Below are 16737 nucleotides of genomic sequence, written 5' to 3'. Positions count from 1 at the left end.
GGGCGATTGCCAGTTTGAATGATTGACATCTAATGATTCGATATCTATCGTATTCCCATGACGATGCCCACGCAAGCCCCGATCGGCCTTCTCCTGGCGCGCACGGCCAAGACCGCCAGCCGCGCCTTCGACGCCGCCCTGCAGCAGGGCGGCGGCTCGCTGCCCACCTGGCTGGTGCTGATGGCGCTCATGCGCGGCGGCCACCGCACCCAGGCCGAGCTGGCGGCGACGGTCGGCATCCAGGGCCCCACCCTCACCCACCACCTCAACGGCATGGAGCGCGACGGCCTGCTGACCCGCACCCGCCTGCCCGAGAACCGCCGCGTGCACGCCGTGGCGCCGACCGAGCAGGGTCGCGCCCTGTTCCACCGCCTGCGCCAGTGCGCGGTCGCGCACGACGCGCGCCTGCGCGCAGGCATCCCGCCCGAGCACCTGGAGATCTTCCGCGCGGTGCTCGACCGCATGGCCGCCAACGTCGCGGCCGCATCTTCCGAGGAGACCCGCCATGACTAGGTCGGCCGCGCTGCCCCGCTCCATCCACGCACGCAAGGGCCTGTGCGCATTGCAGCGCCTGCGCGCCTTCCTCGCCGTGGAAGCCACGGCTTTCGCGCTGGCCGCGCTGACGCATTTCGGCGTGATCGCGACCGGCCATGCGCACCTGAAGGCGGCGATCGCCGAGAGCGTGATCGGCACGGTGCTGCTGGGGGCGCTGGCCTGGAGCCTGCTCAGGCCCGCGCATACCCGGCGAGCCGCGCTGCTCGCCCAGGGCTTTGCGCTGTTCGGCACCCTGGTCGGCGTGTTCACCATCGTAGTGGGCGTCGGGCCGCGCACCGCCGCCGACGTCGTCTTCCACGTCGCCATCGTCCTGGTGCTGGCGAAGGGATGGATCGTGGCGCGAAGGCCGCACGGCTGAGCGCGGCCGGCGTGCGACGCGCCGGGCTTATGCCGCCGGGAACACGATCCGCACCCGCAACCCGGGCGCGTTGTCGAGCAACTCGATGCGTGCGTCGTGGCGCCTGGCGATGGCGCGCACCAGGCTCAGCCCGAGCCCGGTGCCGGGCGAGCCGCGATGCGCTTCCAGGCGCACGAAGCGGTCGAGCACGCGTTCGCGATCGGCCTCGGCGATGCCCGGTCCGCGGTCGGCGATCTCCAGCTGCACGCTCTGCGCGCCCGCGGCCACCGAGAGTTCGGCCGCGCTGCCCTCGGGCGCGAACTTGATCGCGTTGTCGAGCAGGTTCACCAGCAGCTGGAACAGCTGGTCGGCATCGCCGTGGACCGGCGCCGGCGCGGTGCGCTCGCGCAGCACGATGCCGCGCTGCGCGGCGATCGGGGCGTACATCTCCAGCGCGTCGCGCGCGATCGCCTGCAGGTCGACGCGCGGCGCCTGTTCCGGCGAGGCCGCATCCAGCATCGGCTGCGCCTCGATCCGCGCCAGCCGCAGCAGCGCACCGAAGGACTGCAGCAGCTGGTCGCTCTCGGCGATGGCGGCGTCGAGCTCGGGCTCGGCCCCGCTGCGCGCCAGCGCGCGCTGGCGCAACTGCTCGAGCTGGTGGCGCAGGCGCGTGAGCGGCGTGCGCAGGTCGTGGGCGATGTGGTCGGTGGCGTGGCGCACGCCGCCCAGCAGGTCCTCGATGCGGTCGAGCATGGCGTTGAAGCGGTGCGCGAGGCGGTCGAAGGCGTCGTCGCTGCCGTCCACCGGCGCGCGCAGCCCCAGCTCTCCCGCGCCCACGCGCGCGGCGGTGGCGTCCAGGCTGCGCAGGCGCCGCGAGACCCAGCGCGCGGTGAAGCCGCCGACCAGCGCGCCCAGGGCGGTGGCCACCAGCAGCGCCACCAGCGCCGAATCGAGCATCAGCGCCAGGAAGCCGTCTTCCGAGCGCGTGCGCAGCCCGGTCAGCAGCGTCTCGCCGTCCGCCAGGCGGAAAAGATTGGCCAGCACCCGCGGCGCGCCGTCGGTGGTGTCGTCGTGGAATTCGATCCAGTCCTGGCGCCTGCCGGCATGCAGGCCATGGCGCACCGGCAGGCGCGCGTAGCTGCCGGCCAGCACGCGGCCGTCGCCGGCCACCAGCGCGTAGACGGTGTCCGGATCGTCCGGCGCGGCCACGCGACGGCGGATTTCGGCGAGCAGGCCGTCGCGCCCGGACTGCCGGTAGGTGGCGGCCAGCCCGCCTGCCTCGGCGCGCACCACCTCGCGGGCATCGTCGTCGAGCAGGGCCGACACGGCCAGATACACGCCACCGCCGAGCAGCACGCAGGCCAGCAGGAAGGCCGTGGCCACCGCCACCGCCAGCCGGACGCTGGTCGAGCGCGGCAGCAGCGTTCGCGCCGGCGTGCGCATCGCGGACATCGCGCGGCCTAGGCGTCCAGCCGGTAGCCGGCGCCGCGCACGGTGTGCAGCAGCGGCGTGGCGAATCCCTGGTCGATCTTCTGCCGCAGACGGCTGATGTGCACGTCGATGACATTGGTCTGCGGATCGAAGTGATAGTCCCAGACCGCCTCCAGCAGCATCGTGCGCGTGACCACGCGGCCGGCCTGGCGCATCAGGTATTCGAGCAGGCGGAACTCGCGCGGCTGCAGCTCGATGGCCTTGCCGGCGCGCGCGGCCGAGCGCTTGAGCAGGTCGAGCTCGAGGTCGCCCACGCGCAGCCGCGTCGGCTCGCTGCCGGCGTCGCGGGCCGCGCGGCGCGTCAAGCCGTCCAGGCGCGCGCTCAGCTCGGCGTAGGCGAAGGGCTTGACCAGATAGTCGTCGGCGCCGGCGCGCAAGCCCTCCACGCGATGGTCGACGTCGCCCAGCGCGGTCAGCAGCAGCACCGGCGTGCGGTTGCCGGCGCCGCGCAGCGTGCGCAGCACGGTCAGGCCGTCGAGCTGCGGCAGCATGCGGTCGAGCACGATGGCGTCGTAGCTTTCGGTGGTGGCGTAGAACAGCCCGTCCTTGCCGTTGTCGGCATGGTCGAGGTTATGGCCGTCCTCGCGCAGTCCCTTGCCGATGAAGCCTGCGGTCTGCGGGTCGTCCTCTACGAGCAGGATACGCATGCGGAATCCGGGCGCCGGTCTGTCGTCGTGGCGAGAGAATACTCCGCCAGTCGGAACTGGCGGAGCATGGCGCCCACGGAGAGGGTCGTGGGCGGCGGGGAACGTTCACGAAGCCGGCCAACCGGTGAGGCAAGCATCAGCGACCGCGCGGCCGGGCATCGTGCGTCGCCGACGGAGCGGCGCGCCTGGCCGCGCGCGACCAGCGCTCGCAGCGCCCGAGCCTGCTGCGCTTCAGGCATGCGTGCGCCGGCTTTGCGTGCCCGGCGGGCGGTGCGGCCGCGGCCGCGGCGCCCGGGGCCACGACCGCCAATGCCGCGGCGAGCAGGAGGCGGCCGGCGAACGACATCGGGGGAACTCCAGCGCGCCGACCGGTCCGGACCGGCATCGGCGACGCGCCGCGCGGGGGAAAGAAGCGTCCCGCCCCGGGGGCCGGGCGGGACGAAACGACGAGAACGCACGAACACCAACCGCCCCCGAAACGAACGAAGGACGGACGCGACGCGGATCCGGAACGATCGACCAGACGGATGCGCGCCGCGCCCGAAACCGGAACGAACTCAGTTGCTCTTGGCCGTGCCGCTGGCGGCGGCTTCGGTCTTGGCCTGCTTCTGGCGGTGGTGCTTGCGCGCCTTCTTGGTCGTGGTCTTGCCGGCGGTGGCGGTCTTGGCGGCCGGTGCGGTGCTGGCGGCGTCCTGCGCGAACGCGCCGGCCGAAGCGAAGGCGAAGGTGGCGGCCAGCAGGGCGGCGGCGATGGGGCGGATACTCATGGTTGCGGCTCCTCGGGGATGGGTGGATCGCATCGGCGGCATACCGTTGGGCCGCATGCCGTGCTGCGATGGAGACAGGTTGCGCCCGCGCCGCTGGCCGCGAAGTGGCGGCGGGATGAAGAAAATTTTAGGAAGCGCGACGCGCCCGCACCGGGCCTCCGGACCGGCTCGGGTAAGCTGGCGGCCGAATCGCCGATCGGAGTGCCGCATGCCCGAATCCGCTCTCGCCGCTCCCGACATCGTCGCGCCCGCGCGACGCCGGCTGCTGCAGGCAGCCCTGGGCAGCGCGGCCCTGCTCGCGCTGCCCGGCTGCGTCACGCGCATCGCCGCGCCGTCCGCGGCCGCCGCGCGGCTGCAGCTGCCGCGCCTGCAGGTGGATCCGGCGCTGGTGATCCGCGAGGTGGCCGGGCTGCGTCCCTTCCGGCCCACCGGCTTCCGCGTCGAGCCGGAGCGCCTGGGCGAGAAGCTGGTGATCCACAACTACGGCCACGGCGGCTGCGGCGTCACCCTGTCCTGGGGCACGGCCGAACTCGCCCTGGAACTGGCCCTGGCGCAGCCGCAGCGCCGCGCCGCCGTGCTCGGCTGCGGCGCGGTCGGCCTGGCCACGGCGCGCCTGCTGCAGGACCACGGCTTCGACGTCACCCTCTACGCGCGCGAACTGCCGCCGGACACCGTCTCCAACATCGCCGGCGCGCAATGGGGGCCGAGCGCGCTGACCGATCGCGAGCTGCGCACCCCCGAGTTCGGCGCGCGCCTGGCGCGCGCCTCGCGCTTCGCACACCGCCGCTTCCAGCTGCTGCCCGACCAGCGCTACGGCATCCGCTGGATGCCGCTGTACTTCGTCTCGAAGAAGCCCGGCTTCGAACCGGGCTGGGAATGGGCGCAGACGCCCGAGCTGTTCCGCACGCGCACGCACGCCCCCGGCACGCATCCGTTCGCCGGACGGTACCTGCACGAGATCCAGACCATGATCATCGAGCCGACGATCTACCTGCCGGCGATGATCGACGCGGTCCGCCTGGCCGGCGGCCGCGTGGTGGTGCGCGGCTTCGCCCATCTCGACGAGGTCGCCGCGCTGCCCGAGCCGCTGGTGTTCAACTGCACGGGCCTGGGCGCCCGCGACCTGTTCGGCGACGCCAGCATGCTGCCGATCAAGGGCCAGCTGACCGTGCTCGCCCCGCAGCCGGAGATCGACTACGCCACCATCGCCGGGCGCTACTACATGTTCCCGCGCCGCGACGGCATCCAGCTCGGCGGCACGCACGAGCGCAACGTCTGGTCGACCGAGCCGGATCCCGCGCTATCGGCACAAATTCTCGAAGGGCAGCGGAAGGTGTTCGACTGGCCCGCCTGAGGGGCGCGCCGCGGAAGCCGCGCCCAGCGGCGCTTGACCTCAGGCGACCACGTTGCCGATGCCGCGAATGGTGATCGCGTAGGTGCGCGTGGCGGCGGAACGGTTCTTCAACACGACCGTGTTGCTGGCCGCGTCCCGGTAGATGGCGTTCTCCGTTCCCGTGTCCGTCGCGCTGAACGCGTTCGACGGGTCCTGGAGCTCCAGCACCGCCGCGGCGCCGCGCGCCGCCATCACCGCGACCGCACCCGTCCCGGTGTAGACCGCCTCGATGATCGCGTAATTGGGCTTCTGCTCCACGCCCCACAGGCAGTCCATCAGCCGCAGGGAAGCGCCCGCCGCCAGGTTGTACAGCCTGGCCCCGGAGCTGCCCGAATAGGCCGCGTCCAGGCCGGAGAAGTCGCCCAGCGCGTTCGCCGAGAACACGTTGTCGGCGCCGATCACGATGCCGGCCCCCATCGGGCGGCTGGTGGTGTTGGTGGTGCCCAGCGGCACTACGTAGAAGCCGTAGCCGACGGAATTGGTGGCGATGTTGCCGGCGACCACCACGTTCTTCATGTTCTCGCTGTTGTGCAGCGTGATCTGGCCCTTGTGGACGGTGCCTTCCACGGACACCACGTTGCCCATCAGCACATTGTTCGCGACCACCACGCCGTCGACGTTGGAGCCGCCGATCATGATCCCCGCCGAGGCGCCGTAAAGGATGGCGTTGCCGGTGATCGTGGTGCGCCGGCTGCCGAAGATGTCGATGGAATTGCCGTTGGCGTCGTAGATGTTGTTGTTGGCCACCACCAGCCCGTCGTTGTTGCTGCCGTAGATCGAGCCGGCGTTGGTGTTGCGCATGGAGTTGCCGACGGCCTTGAAATTCCGCTGCGACTGGGACGCGATCGCGGCCAGGCCGATGTCCTGCATATTGCAGGACTCCACGAAATTGAAGACGTTGTTGTCCAGCTGTCCGCCGCCGAAGTTGACGGCGTCGCGCCGGTCGTCGAGGTTGTTCGTGCTGCCGTACAGGTAGCCGACCTTCTCGAAGGTGCAGTGGGCCGTGCCGGAATGGGCGATGTCGGTGGAAAAGATCACGCCGATGCCGCGGGTGTTCTGCCATCGGCAGTGGCTGAACACGACCCGGTCGGCCTTGTACACGGTCACGACATTGTTGAACGTCGGAATCTGGCCGAGCGCGCCATCGAAAGTCACCCCTTCCACGAGCACGTCGGCGGTACGCGCGAGCCCGAACGCCTCCGGGCCGATTTCCAGCAACACCGGGTTGGCCGCGCTGTTGGGCAGGGCTTTCATGACCGTGCGCCCCGCCGAGCCGATCAGCCGCGTCCTCGGCGGCAGGCGGAGGTAATCGCCCATGGCATAGGTGGTGGGCCCGAGCCGAATGGTGGCGCCGCCGGCCGCATGCGCCGCGTTGGCCAGCCGTTGCAGCGCCGGCGCGTCGTCCGTCGTGCCGTCGCCCACGGCGCCGTAGTCGGCGGCGTCGAGTTCGACGTCGTAGAGCTTGTCGCGCACCGTCCTGGCCACGGCGCCGACCCCGGCCGCCTGGTAGCCGACCTCCTCGGCATTGATCGTGGTGGCGGCCTGTCCCGGCGATGCGGTGGCGGCCAGGCCGAGACCGGCGCTTCCCGCGACCCCCGCCATTCCCACCATGGCCTTTCTGCGCGACGCATCCATCGTTGTCTCCTTCGGATCTGCGGTTTCAGCGACGATGCTCCGCGATCAGTTCACAACCCCTTCGCGGCCTCCGCCACCGCCCGGAACAGCGCGCGTCCCTTGTTCATCGTCTCCTCCCACTCGGCGCCCGGGTCGGAGTCGTATACCACACCGCCGCCGGCCTGCACGTAGAGGCGGCCGCCCTGGATGACCGCGGTGCGGATCGCGATGGCGGTGTCGGCATCGCCGTGCCAGCCGATGTAGCCGACCGCGCCGGAGTAGATGTTGCGCTTGACCGGCTCCAGCTCGCGGATGATCTCCAGCGCGCGGATCTTCGGCGCGCCGCTCACCGTGCCGGCCGGGAAGGTGGCGCGCAGCACGTCGGCGTAGCTCAGGCCCGGCTTCAGGCGGCCGGTGACCTCGCTGACGATGTGCATGACGTGGCTGTAGCGCTCGATCACGAACTGCTCGCCCACCTGCACGCTGCCCGCCTCGCTGATGCGGCCGACGTCGTTGCGGCCGAGGTCGATCAGCATCAGGTGCTCGGCGCGCTCCTTGGGGTCGGCCAGCAGCTCGGCCTCGAGCGCGGCGTCCTCCTCCGCCGTCGCGCCGCGCCGGCGCGTGCCCGCGATCGGGCGCACCGTCACCACCCCGTCCTGCAGCCGCGCGAGGATCTCCGGCGAGGAGCCGACTACCTGCGTGCCGCCGACGTCGATGAAGTACATGTACGGCGAGGGATTGAGCGCGCGCAGCGCGCGGTACACGTCCACCGGGCGCGCATTGAACGGCACCGAGAGCCGCTGCGAGGGCACGACCTGGAAGATGTCGCCGGCGCGGATGTATTCCTGCGCCTTGCGCACCACGTCCTCGTACTGCGGGCGCGTGAACGAGGAGCGGAAGTCGCTCTCGTCGATGGCCGCCGGCACCAGCGTCTCCGGGTAGCCGGCGCCGCCGTGGCGCAGGCGGTGCGCCAGCGCGTCGAGGCGGCGGTTGGCGCGGGCCCAGGCCTGCGGCTGGCGCGGATCGGCATGCACGATCAGGTACAGTCGGCCCTTGAGGTTGTCGAACACCGCCACTTCCTCGCTGAGCATCAGCAGGATGTCGGGCGTGCCGAGCTCGTCGGGCTTGTCCGCGCCGGGCCCGTCCCCGGCGTGCGGCAGCGGACCGGCCAGGCGCGGCTCGATGTAGCCGATGCATTCGAAGCCGAACCAGCCGACCAGGCCGCCGGTGAAGCCCGGCAGGCCGTCGAGCCTGGGCACCGAGTGCGCCGCGCGCAGGCGCTCGACCTCGGCGAGGGGATCGGCCACCTCGCGCGTCTCCACCACCTCGCCTAGCTCGCTCACGGTCAAGGTATGGCCGCGGAAGGCGTAGACCTTGCTCGCCGGCAGGCCGATGATCGAATGGCGGCCGAAGCGCTCGCCGCCCTCCACCGATTCGAACAGGTAGGTATAGGGACCGTCGGCGAGCTTCAGGTAGACCGAGAGCGGCGTGTCGAGGTCGGACAGCACCTCGCGCACCACCGGAATGCGGGTGTGGCCTTCAGCGGCGTAGCGTTGGAACAGGTCTGGCGTGGTCACGCGGCGTTTCCTGGGAATGCGGGCGAGCGGGAGCGAGGCGGCGACGGCGCCATCGCCAACCCAGGCCGGAGGACAGGAACTGCGGGGACGCGCAAGGACGCATGCGCGCAATATAGCCGGTCCGCCGGCCCGGCGTGGAGCGCGGCGGGCGGGCTAGGCGCCCAGCATCGGACACCCGGCGGGCAGGTGCATGCGCAGCCGCCTGGGCACGCATTCGATGTGGAAGCGGGAAGCGGTGACCGGTTCGCCGTCGAGATTGAGCACGAACGGCGACGGCGCCTCGATCTCGATGCGCGGCAGCTGCGCCCGCACCGCCACCCGGTCGAGCGCGGCGTGCTTGCCCTCGGTCAGCATGGTGCCGAGGGTGGCCGCGACCTCGCCCGAGAGTTCCGGCACGATGGTCAGGTCGAGCAGGCCGTCGTCGATGCGCGCGTCCGGGCACAGCGCCTGCCCGCCGCCGGCCTGGCGGCCGTTGCCGACGCCGAGCGCGATGAAGGCGCCCTCCCAGCGGAACTCCGGCCCCTCGATGCGCGCGGCGATCGGATCGATGCGGCCGAGCTTGGCGATGCCGGTGATGAAATAGGCCAGGCCGCCGAGCATCTTCTTCAGGCCCTCGTGGGTCTCCACCGTCACCTGGGTGCCGAAGCCGCCGCTGGCGAGATTGGCGGCCCAGTGCGGCGTGCCGTGCGCGTCCAGCCGCAGCAGGTCGACCGGCTGCGCCGCCTCCGCCCGCACCAGCCGCAGCGCCGGCAAGGGTTCCAGCGGAATGTCGGCGGCGGTGGCGAAGTCGTTGGCGGTGCCCATCGGCACCAGGCCCAGCGAGGGCAGCGCCTCGGCCGCCTCCTCGCGGTGGGCGAGCGTGGTGGCCACCTCGCTGAGCGTGCCGTCGCCGCCGGCCGCGACGATCGTGTCGACGCCGTCGTGGATGGCCTCGGCGACGTAGCGCTCCGCGTCGCCGCCCTCCCAGGTGACGCGCACGTCGAGGGCGATGCCCTCGGCGCGCGTGGCCGCGACGGCCGCGCGCAAGGCCTCGTCGCCTGCGGATTTGCCGTTGAGGATCAGGCGCCAGCGCGGTGCGGTCATCGAGGTCGTGACGGTAGTTGCAGAACCGCGCACGCTAGCAGTCCGGCACGGCCGCAGCATGAACGCCGGCCGCCCCTGTCATGGTCCCGTCACTTGCCGCGCGGAGCATGGAAGGCCATAGCAGGGACGACGGGCGGAGGCGGGATTGCCTCCAAATATTCGGCAGGCTTCGGCCTGTGCAGGTCCGCATGCAAGGTGCGGATGCCTGGAAAAGAGGCGCGGTCAGGTCAGGGCGGTCTCGGCGACGATCACGCCGTCCTCGTCGGCGTACAGCCAGTCGCCCGGCCTGACCGCGACGCCGCCGATCTCCACCGCCACCTCGCGCAGGCCCTGGTCGCGCTTGTCGGTCTTGCGCGGGCAGGTGCCGAGCGCCTTCACGCCGAGAGCGAGCCGGCCGATCGCCGCGCTGTCGCGGATCGCCCCGACCACCACCACGCCGGCCCAGCCGTTGGCCGCTGCCTTCTCGGCCAGCAGGTCGCCGAGCATCGCGCGCCGCAGCGAACCGCCGCCGTCGACCACCAGCACGCGTCCCCCGCCCGCCTCGGCGACGGCCTCGCGCACCTTCGAATTGTCCTCCAGCGCCTGCACCGTGCTCACCTGGCCGGAGAAGGCGATGCGCCCGCCGTAGTCGCGCCAGGGCAGCGCGAGCACGCGCGCCGCATCCCCGTGCGCGTCGCACAGGTCGCAGGTGCCGGTCATGCGCGCACGCCGTCCACCGCCGCGCGCATGCGGCTGATGATCTGCGCGTAAGGTTCCTTCTCAGAGCCGGGATGGCCGAAGATCGCCGAGCCGGCGACGAAGGTGTCGGCGCCGGCGCGCGCGATCTCGGCGATGTTCTCCGCCTTCACCCCGCCGTCGATCTCCAGGCGGATCGGCTTGCCGCAGGCGTCGATGCGCGCGCGCGCCTCGCGCAGCTTGTCCAGCGCCGAGGGAATGAAGGACTGGCCGCCGAAGCCCGGGTTCACCGACATCAGCAGCACCAGGTCGAGGTCCTCGAGCACGTAGTCGAGCGCGTCGAGCGAGGTCGCCGGATTGAACACCAGCCCGGCCTGGCAGCCTTCCGCCTTGATCAGCTGGATGGTGCGGTGCACGTGGCGGCTGGCCTCGGGATGGAAGCTGATCAGGCTGGCGCCGGCCTTGGCGAAGTCCGGGATGATCCGGTCCACCGGCTCGACCATCAGGTGCACGTCGATCGGCGCGCTCACGCCGTGCTTGCGCAGCGCCTCGCACACCAGCGGCCCGATGGTGAGGTTGGGCACGTAATGGTTGTCCATCACGTCGAAGTGCACCCAGTCGGCGCCGGCGGCGAGGACCTTGTCGACTTCCTCGCCGAGCTTGGCGAAGTTGGCGGAGAGGATGGAGGGGGCGATGACGGTCGATTGCATGATGGCGGCTCTTTCATGGAGCGTCGTGGGGGAATGGTGCTCGAACTGCGCGGATCGCGGCGATCAGGGGCGGAATGCCTGGAGGCTGCCGTCTTGCGCGAGGCCGGTCAGGGCCAGCTGCTGCCGCCAGTCCACCAGGATCAGGCCATCGGAGGCATGCAGCTTGGCGAAAGCATCGACCAGCCGGCCGTTGTCGGGATTCTCCCCCAGCGCGGCGGCCAGGACCGGGATCCCCTCCGCGGCGAGGTAGCCGTACAAGGCGACGTTTCCGCCCAGCGGCAGCGAGAATCCGTCCATCACCCGGCCGATCCCGGCACCCGAGGAGAACAGGATCGGCGCGGCGCCTGCCGTCGCGTCCAGAACGCGCTGCAGGCGCTCCAGCGCGCGCGCGCCATCCAGCACCGGGACACGATCGATCCTGCGCAGATACGCGTTTCTCCATCCATGGCGCTCCCGGTGCTCGGCTTCGAATGCCTTGTACTCGACGAGCATCCCTTGAACGTCCGCGAGCTTCGTGCCCGGGAAGAACTCCACCTGCGCCCACTCGTCCTCGTGCAGGACGAAGTCCGCCTCCTGCGGCGGCGCCTGCAGGGGCTCCACGGGGGCGAGATCGTTCGAAATCGTCGGCATCGAGAACAGGAGCGTCGACGGGTCCAGCGATTGCGGCGTTTGCCCCTCGGGCGCGGCGGCGTCCTTCGTCTTCCGGCCCATGAGCGAGGCGAGGATCTTCTTCATCGCTTTTGCCGCAAGGCCTTGATCCGGTCGTAGGCCGCATTGATCTCCCGCGCCTTGCTCTCGGCCTGCCGGCGCAGCTCCTCGGCCACGCCGTTGAGGCGGTCGGGGTGGTACTGGCTGATCAGGCGGCGATAGGCGAGGTCGATCTCGGCGTCGCTGGCCTCCTCGGTCAGGCCGAGCACGCGGTAGGGGTTGTCGCGTGGACTGCGGAACCAGTCGGCGTCGAAGGCGTGGCCGATCAGCAGCCCGACCGCCGCGCCCAGCAGCGGGCTGGTGCGCAGCAGCAGGAACCCGGCGATCAGGCCGAGCAGTTTTCCGTACCAGCGTTTCATGGGCACAGTGTACGGGCTGGCCGGCCGCCGCCGCGATCCGCCCGCCCGGGCCGGGCGGCCCGCCGGGGCGAGACTTTCGCCCCTGGCGGCCCGGCGCGCCTGCACTACACTAGCCGGCCCATCGCCCACGCGAGATCTTCGAGTTGGCCGCCACCACCCTGCTTTCCGCCGACCTTCCCGGCCTGGTCCTGCGCCACCGCGGCAAGGTGCGCGACGTGTTCGAGCTGCCGGGCGACGGCAGCGATCCCCAGCTGTTGATCGTGGCCACCGACCGCCTCAGCGCCTTCGACGTGGTACTGCCCGACCCGATCCCGGGCAAGGGCGAAATGCTCTGCCAGATCAGCAACTTCTGGTTCGCCAAGACCGCGCACCTGATGCCCAACCACCTGACCGGGATCGAGGTCGCCTCGGTGCTGCCGGCCGGCGTCGACCCGGCGCTGTACGCGCGCCGCGCGGTGGTGACCAAGAAGCTCAAGCCGGTGCCGGTGGAGGCGATCGCGCGCGGCTACCTGATCGGCAGCGGCTGGAAGGACTACCAGAAGACCGGCCGCGTGAGCGGGATCGCCCTGCCCGACGGCCTGCGCCAGGCCGAGCGGCTGGCGCAGCCGATCTTCACGCCCTCCACCAAGGCCGCGGTCGGCGACCACGACGAGAACATCGATTTCGACACCATGGTGCGCACCATCGGCGCCGACCTGGCCGAGCAGGTGCGCGACGCCACCTTGCGCCTGTACGGCTTCGCCGCCGAATACGCCGCCGAGCGCGGCATCCTGCTGGCCGATACCAAGTTCGAGTTCGGCACCGATGCCGACGGCCGCCTGCACGTGATGGACGAAATGCTCACGCCCGACTCCTCGCGCTACTGGCCCGCCGAGGGCTACGAGATCGGCACCAGCCCGCCCAGCTACGACAAGCAGTTCGTGCGCGACTACCTGGAAACGCTGGACTGGAACAAGACCGCGCCCGGCCCGCGCCTGCCGGCGGAAGTGATCGAGCGCACGCGGGCGAAGTACGCCGAGGCGCTGCACAAGCTCGCCGACATCGCCGTCGATTGATCCTATTCGACTGATCCCATTCGACCGACTCCACGCCTGTTCCGCGCGGCGGCCGCCGCGCCGCCGTGCGGATTCGCGCGCCGCCTGCCATCCTGCGCGGAAAACGCGGAGGGTTCCCCCATGAGCAGCGGATACCTGTACCTGATCGCCGCCATCGCCGCCGAGGTGATCGCCACCTCGGCGCTGAAGGCTTCCGACGGCTTCAGCCGGCCCGGCCCCTCGGTCGTGGTGGTGGTGTTCTACGGCCTGGCGTTCTGGTGTCTGTCGATCGTGCTCAAGACCGTGCCGGTGGGCGTGGCCTACGCGATCTGGTCGGGCCTGGGCATCGTGCTGGTCACGCTGATCGCCTGGATCGTGTTCAAGCAGTCGCTCGACGCCGCGGCCCTGGCCGGCATCGGCCTGATCGTGGCCGGCGTGGCGGTGCTGCAGGTGTTCTCCAAGTCCGGCGCGCACTAGTCCCGCGCTCACCCCCAGGGCGATTGCGGCGCGCGCGAGGCGAGCAGCAGCGCGACCGCGGCGACCGCCTGCAGGCCGGACAGCAGCAGGAAAGGCGGCAACGCCAGGACCGCCGCGCGCGACCAGGGCAGCAGCACGCCTCCGGGGCCGCGCACGCCGCTGCGCACGCCCACCAGCATCGACGCGAATGCGAGCAGCATCAGCACCGGCCATAGCGCCATGCGCCCGGCGGCCGGCGCCGCTGTCGAGAGCGCGCCCGCCAGCAGCGGCGTCAGGATCGCCGACAGCATCGCGCCGATCTGCACCGCCGCCGCGGCCGCCGCGAATCCCAGCGCGGGATTCGCCGAGCGCCTGGCCATCCAGTGCAGCAGCCACGCGCTCGGCATCAGCCAGAACGCGATGCCCACCACCAGCGAGACAATGCCCAGCAGCCCGGCCGCGCCGGCGCTGAGCAGGGTGAGCACGGCATTCCAGGCAAGCTCCATTTCCCGCTCCCTCGGGCATGCAACGGCGGGATTATTGCATCGTCCACGGCCCGCGCGGACCGTCTCGCGTCCGGACCGAGGCCGACGGCGCGGCAACGGGGTTTGCCGCTATGCTCCGTCCCTGCCGCGCAGCGATGCGCATCGCCCGTCCCGGAAGCCGCCGTGAGCAGCACGCCCGAACGCCCCATCGACCGCTGGTTCGCCAGCTACTCCGACGACCACCGCAACCTCGCCAACCAGCGCATCCATCTGGTCGCGGTGCCGGCGATCCTGTGGAGCGTGATCGCGCTGCTCTGGTGCATCCCGGTCACGGCCAGCTGGTTCCGCCCCGGCGTGTGGGCGGTGCCGGCGATGTTCTTCGCCTGGATGTTCTATTACCGCGCCTCGCGCGTGCTCGGCCTGGGCATGCTGGTGCTGCTCCTGGCGATGGCCTGGCTCACGCGCTGGCTGTACGACGCCTACGGCGGGCAGGCCTTGTTCCGGGCCGCGCTGGCCGTGTTCGTGATCGCCTGGATCGCGCAATTCGTCGGCCACAAGCTCGAAGGCCGCAAGCCCAGCTTCTTCACCGACCTGACCTACCTGCTGATCGGTCCGGCCTGGGTGGTGTCCAAGCTCTATCGCAAGCTGGGCTGGAAATACTGACGCGTCGGAGACGCCGGCCCGCCGGCGTCACTCGGCCGGCGGCGCGAACATCGCGGCCGTCGGCCGGAACGGACGCGGCGCGTAGCCGAAATCGCGCTGCGCCGGCATCGCGTCGAAGGCCAGGTCCTCGCGCATGCGCGCGAGCGCGGCCCCGCCGAAGCCGGCGGCGAGGCCGGCCGCGCGCGCCGATGCCAGCAACGCCCGGAAAGCCCATGCCGGCCACACGTGCAGCCGCGCCGGCGGCTGCAGCGCCGCCAGCACGCGCGCCACCATCTCGCGGTACGGCAGCGATTCCCCGCCGGGAAGGTCGTAGGCCCGTCCATGCGCGACGACGGCGTCGATCGCGGCGAAGGCCGCGGCGGCGAGATCCTCGGCATGCACGGGCTGGCGCAGGCCGACCGCGTCGCGCGGCAGCACGAAGCGATGCCAGCGCCGCGCCAGCGCCGCGATGCGGGTGAGCGTGCGGTCGCCGCCGGCGCCGTAGATCAGGGTCGGCCGCAGCACCGTGGCCGCCGCGCCGCGCGAGGACGCGGTCTCCAGCACGCCGCGCTCGCCGGCCGCCAGGCGTGCCGCGAGCGCGCGCTCGTCCGCGTCGGCCGATGCGGCCTTCACGCGCACGCTGGTGGAGCCGAAGGCGATCACGCGCGGGCACTCGAGCCGCGCCTGCGCATACCAGCGCGCGAACAGATCGAGCGGGCCGCAGCTCAGCAGCGCATCGACGCGCGGCGGCCATCCGTCCATGGCGTCCAGGTCCGCCCGCAGCCAGCGCACGCCCTCGATGTCCGGCCGCGCCTGGCGCGAGACCGCGAGCACCTGCCAGCCGTGGCCGGCCAGGCGCCGCACGAGCAGGCGGCCGATCTGGCCGCTGGCGCCGAAGACGAGCGCCTGGCGCACCTCAGGCCGCGTCCCGCGCGTCTTTGGGCAAGGCGATCCATAGCCAGGCGTAGCCGGCGATCGCCGCCGCCACCGAGGCGGCCAGCACGCCGAACACGCTGGCCTCGAAACGCGCGGCATCGGCGGCGAATCCGAGCGAAGCGATGAACAGGCTCATGGTGAAGCCGATGCCGCACAGCAGTCCGAGCCCGATCGTCGCCTTCAGGTCGAGCCCCTTCGGCAGCGCCACGCCGCTTAACCGCAGCAACAGCGCGGCGCCGACCACGCCGACCGGCTTGCCGATCAGCAGGCCGCAGAGAATGCCCAGCGGCAGCGGCGTCAGCGCGTCGCCCCAGGCGAAACCGCGCAGGTCGAGGCCGGCGTTGGCGAAGGCGAACACCGGCAGGATGGCGTAGGCCACCCAGGGATGCAGCGCGTGCTCGAGCGTTTCCAGCGGCGAGGATGCGGCTTCATCCATGCCGGCCTCATCCATGCCGGCCTCATCCGGGCTCGCCTCCGCGCGGCGGCCGCCGTGCGGAATCATCAATCCGGTCACCACGCCGGCCAGCGTCGCGTGCACGCCCGACTTCAGCACGCACACCCACACCACCACGCCGAGCAGCAGGTAGGGCGTGAGCGAGCGCACGCCGCGGCGGTTGAGCACCAGCATCGCCGCGATCGCGGCGAACGCCCAGCACAGGGCCACGAACGAGAGCTTGTCGGTGTAGAACAGCGCGATGATCACGATCGCGGCCAGGTCGTCGACCACCGCGATGGTGGACAGCAGCAGCTTCATCGCCACCGGCACCCGCGACCCGAGCAGCGAGAGGATGCCCAGCGCGAAGGCGATGTCGGTGGCGGCCGGGATCGCCCAGCCGCGCATCGCGGCGGCGTCGCCGCGGTTGGCGAACCAGAAGATCGCCGCCGGCACCGCCACGCCAGCGACCGCGCAGGCCAGCGGCAGCACCAGCTGCGAGCGCTCGGACAGCTGCCCGCTCAGCGCCTCGCGCTTGATCTCCAGCGCCACCAGCAGGAAGAACACCGCCATCAGGCCGTCGTTGATCCACAGTAGCAGCGGCTTGGCCAGGTCGAGCGCGCCCACGCGCACCTGCACCGGCAGTTCGCGGAACCCCTCGTAGAGCGGGGCCAGCGGCGAATTCGCGCACAGCAGCGCCAGCGCCGCGGCGCCGATCAGCAGGATGCCGCCGGCCGCCTCGAGCCGGAAGAACTCGCTGAGCGCATGCATCGCGCGCGCCGGCAGGACACGCACCGCGTGCGCGACGGGCGCGGATTCGCTCATGGCGTCGACT

At 71.6% G+C, this 16737-nt stretch carries 20 protein-coding genes; 6 read left to right on the top strand and 14 right to left on the bottom strand.

Annotated elements, in window-relative coordinates; translation table 11 throughout:
* The first annotated feature begins 63 nt into the window (after window positions 1-63).
* Window positions 64-513 (top strand): MarR family winged helix-turn-helix transcriptional regulator, encoded by a 450-nt coding sequence (locus tag MD221_RS07585; RefSeq protein WP_242109461.1) that lies wholly within the window; start codon window positions 64-66, stop codon window positions 511-513.
* Complete coding sequence (locus MD221_RS07580) at window positions 506-913, top strand: hypothetical protein (RefSeq protein WP_242109459.1); 408 nt, start codon at window positions 506-508, stop codon at window positions 911-913. The genes MD221_RS07585 and MD221_RS07580 overlap by 8 nt, the downstream gene beginning before the upstream one ends.
* Window positions 914-940: 27 nt before the next feature.
* On the opposite strand, the gene MD221_RS07575 is transcribed toward MD221_RS07580, so the two are convergent.
* The 4 genes from MD221_RS07575 to MD221_RS07560 form a co-directional block, all read right to left on the bottom strand.
* A complete protein-coding gene (locus tag MD221_RS07575; RefSeq protein ID WP_242109457.1) occupies window positions 941-2344 on the bottom strand; it encodes a sensor histidine kinase in 1404 nt (467 codons plus the stop codon).
* An 8-nt stretch (window positions 2345-2352) separates the two neighbouring features.
* On the bottom strand, window positions 2353-3030 hold the full coding sequence (locus MD221_RS07570) for a winged helix-turn-helix domain-containing protein (protein WP_242109429.1): 678 nt from the start codon (window positions 3028-3030) through the stop codon (window positions 2353-2355).
* 136 nt (window positions 3031-3166) lie between these two features.
* A complete protein-coding gene (locus tag MD221_RS07565) occupies window positions 3167-3376 on the bottom strand; it encodes a hypothetical protein (protein WP_242109427.1) in 210 nt (69 codons plus the stop codon).
* Window positions 3377-3587: 211 nt separating this feature from the next.
* Entirely contained in the window at window positions 3588-3797 is a 210-nt protein-coding gene (locus tag MD221_RS07560) for a hypothetical protein (RefSeq protein ID WP_242109425.1), read from the bottom strand.
* A 208-nt stretch (window positions 3798-4005) separates the two neighbouring features.
* Between MD221_RS07560 and MD221_RS07555 the strand changes: the two genes are divergently transcribed.
* Window positions 4006-5151, top strand: a complete 1146-nt coding sequence (locus MD221_RS07555) for an NAD(P)/FAD-dependent oxidoreductase (protein ID WP_242109423.1) — start codon at window positions 4006-4008, stop codon at window positions 5149-5151.
* A 39-nt stretch (window positions 5152-5190) separates the two neighbouring features.
* Here the strand turns inward: MD221_RS07555 and MD221_RS07550 are convergent, their stop codons facing one another.
* The 7 genes from MD221_RS07550 to MD221_RS07520 form a co-directional block, all read right to left on the bottom strand.
* Window positions 5191-6801 carry a glycosyl hydrolase family 28-related protein gene (locus MD221_RS07550; protein WP_242109421.1) on the bottom strand — a complete coding sequence of 537 codons (1611 nt, stop codon included), beginning with the start codon at window positions 6799-6801 and terminating at the stop codon, window positions 5191-5193.
* A 74-nt stretch (window positions 6802-6875) separates the two neighbouring features.
* Window positions 6876-8381 (bottom strand): anthranilate synthase component I, encoded by a 1506-nt coding sequence (gene trpE, locus MD221_RS07545; protein WP_242109419.1) that lies wholly within the window; start codon window positions 8379-8381, stop codon window positions 6876-6878.
* A gap of 153 nt (window positions 8382-8534) precedes the next feature.
* Window positions 8535-9464: a lipid kinase YegS gene (gene yegS, locus MD221_RS07540; RefSeq protein WP_242109411.1), complete on the bottom strand. Its 930-nt coding sequence runs from the start codon at window positions 9462-9464 to the stop codon at window positions 8535-8537.
* 222 nt (window positions 9465-9686) lie between these two features.
* On the bottom strand, window positions 9687-10163 hold the full coding sequence (rraA, locus tag MD221_RS07535; RefSeq protein ID WP_242109397.1) for a ribonuclease E activity regulator RraA: 477 nt from the start codon (window positions 10161-10163) through the stop codon (window positions 9687-9689).
* Entirely contained in the window at window positions 10160-10849 is a 690-nt protein-coding gene (rpe, locus tag MD221_RS07530; RefSeq protein WP_242109360.1) for a ribulose-phosphate 3-epimerase, read from the bottom strand. Before rpe ends, rraA begins: the two co-directional genes overlap by 4 nt.
* A 63-nt stretch (window positions 10850-10912) precedes the next feature.
* Complete coding sequence (locus MD221_RS07525; protein ID WP_242109350.1) at window positions 10913-11584, bottom strand: hypothetical protein; 672 nt, start codon at window positions 11582-11584, stop codon at window positions 10913-10915.
* Window positions 11581-11916: a J domain-containing protein gene (locus tag MD221_RS07520; protein WP_242109347.1), complete on the bottom strand. Its 336-nt coding sequence runs from the start codon at window positions 11914-11916 to the stop codon at window positions 11581-11583. Before MD221_RS07520 ends, MD221_RS07525 begins: the two co-directional genes overlap by 4 nt.
* Window positions 11917-12059: 143 nt before the next feature.
* Here MD221_RS07520 and MD221_RS07515 point away from each other — a divergent pair, with 143 nt between their 5' ends.
* Together MD221_RS07515 and MD221_RS07510 are read left to right on the top strand one after the other, a co-directional pair.
* A complete protein-coding gene (locus tag MD221_RS07515; RefSeq protein WP_242109337.1) occupies window positions 12060-12971 on the top strand; it encodes a phosphoribosylaminoimidazolesuccinocarboxamide synthase in 912 nt (303 codons plus the stop codon).
* A gap of 120 nt (window positions 12972-13091) precedes the next feature.
* Entirely contained in the window at window positions 13092-13427 is a 336-nt protein-coding gene (locus tag MD221_RS07510) for a DMT family transporter (RefSeq protein WP_242109334.1), read from the top strand.
* An 8-nt stretch (window positions 13428-13435) separates the two neighbouring features.
* On the opposite strand, the gene MD221_RS07505 is transcribed toward MD221_RS07510, so the two are convergent.
* Window positions 13436-13912, bottom strand: coding sequence for a hypothetical protein (locus MD221_RS07505; protein WP_242109332.1), 477 nt, complete (start codon window positions 13910-13912; stop codon window positions 13436-13438).
* Between the two features lie 162 nt (window positions 13913-14074).
* Between MD221_RS07505 and MD221_RS07500 the strand changes: the two genes are divergently transcribed.
* Window positions 14075-14554, top strand: coding sequence for an Mpo1 family 2-hydroxy fatty acid dioxygenase (locus MD221_RS07500; RefSeq protein WP_242109330.1), 480 nt, complete (start codon window positions 14075-14077; stop codon window positions 14552-14554).
* 27 nt (window positions 14555-14581) lie between these two features.
* On the opposite strand, the gene MD221_RS07495 is transcribed toward MD221_RS07500, so the two are convergent.
* Both MD221_RS07495 and nhaA read right to left on the bottom strand, forming a co-directional pair.
* Complete coding sequence (locus MD221_RS07495; protein WP_242109327.1) at window positions 14582-15448, bottom strand: NAD-dependent epimerase/dehydratase family protein; 867 nt, start codon at window positions 15446-15448, stop codon at window positions 14582-14584.
* Between the two features lies 1 nt (window position 15449).
* Window positions 15450-16727 carry a Na+/H+ antiporter NhaA gene (gene nhaA / locus MD221_RS07490; RefSeq protein ID WP_242109317.1) on the bottom strand — a complete coding sequence of 426 codons (1278 nt, stop codon included), beginning with the start codon at window positions 16725-16727 and terminating at the stop codon, window positions 15450-15452.
* Between the last annotated feature and the right edge of the window lie 10 nt (window positions 16728-16737).

The sequence above is a fragment of the Luteimonas aquatica genome (assembly GCF_022662575.1).
GTDB classification, from domain to species: Bacteria; Pseudomonadota; Gammaproteobacteria; order Xanthomonadales; family Xanthomonadaceae; genus Luteimonas; species Luteimonas aquatica.
This window is presented reverse-complemented; position numbering and strand designations above follow the sequence as displayed.

Coding starts and splice junctions, on each gene's coding strand:
- nhaA (WP_242109317.1), bottom strand. CDS start 16,727: ATGAGCGAATCCGCGCCCGTCGCGCACGCGGTGCGTGTCCTGCCGGCG.
- MD221_RS07505 (WP_242109332.1), bottom strand. CDS start 13,912: ATGGAGCTTGCCTGGAATGCCGTGCTCACCCTGCTCAGCGCCGGCGCG.
- rpe (WP_242109360.1), bottom strand. CDS start 10,849: ATGCAATCGACCGTCATCGCCCCCTCCATCCTCTCCGCCAACTTCGCC.
- MD221_RS07510 (WP_242109334.1), top strand. CDS start 13,092: ATGAGCAGCGGATACCTGTACCTGATCGCCGCCATCGCCGCCGAGGTG.
- MD221_RS07580 (WP_242109459.1), top strand. CDS start 506: ATGACTAGGTCGGCCGCGCTGCCCCGCTCCATCCACGCACGCAAGGGC.
- MD221_RS07570 (WP_242109429.1), bottom strand. CDS start 3,030: ATGCGTATCCTGCTCGTAGAGGACGACCCGCAGACCGCAGGCTTCATC.
- MD221_RS07575 (WP_242109457.1), bottom strand. CDS start 2,344: ATGTCCGCGATGCGCACGCCGGCGCGAACGCTGCTGCCGCGCTCGACC.
- MD221_RS07550 (WP_242109421.1), bottom strand. CDS start 6,801: ATGGTGGGAATGGCGGGGGTCGCGGGAAGCGCCGGTCTCGGCCTGGCC.
- MD221_RS07565 (WP_242109427.1), bottom strand. CDS start 3,376: ATGTCGTTCGCCGGCCGCCTCCTGCTCGCCGCGGCATTGGCGGTCGTG.
- MD221_RS07555 (WP_242109423.1), top strand. CDS start 4,006: ATGCCCGAATCCGCTCTCGCCGCTCCCGACATCGTCGCGCCCGCGCGA.
- MD221_RS07520 (WP_242109347.1), bottom strand. CDS start 11,916: ATGAAACGCTGGTACGGAAAACTGCTCGGCCTGATCGCCGGGTTCCTG.
- MD221_RS07560 (WP_242109425.1), bottom strand. CDS start 3,797: ATGAGTATCCGCCCCATCGCCGCCGCCCTGCTGGCCGCCACCTTCGCC.
- MD221_RS07525 (WP_242109350.1), bottom strand. CDS start 11,584: ATGAAGAAGATCCTCGCCTCGCTCATGGGCCGGAAGACGAAGGACGCC.
- rraA (WP_242109397.1), bottom strand. CDS start 10,163: ATGACCGGCACCTGCGACCTGTGCGACGCGCACGGGGATGCGGCGCGC.
- MD221_RS07585 (WP_242109461.1), top strand. CDS start 64: ATGCCCACGCAAGCCCCGATCGGCCTTCTCCTGGCGCGCACGGCCAAG.
- yegS (WP_242109411.1), bottom strand. CDS start 9,464: ATGACCGCACCGCGCTGGCGCCTGATCCTCAACGGCAAATCCGCAGGC.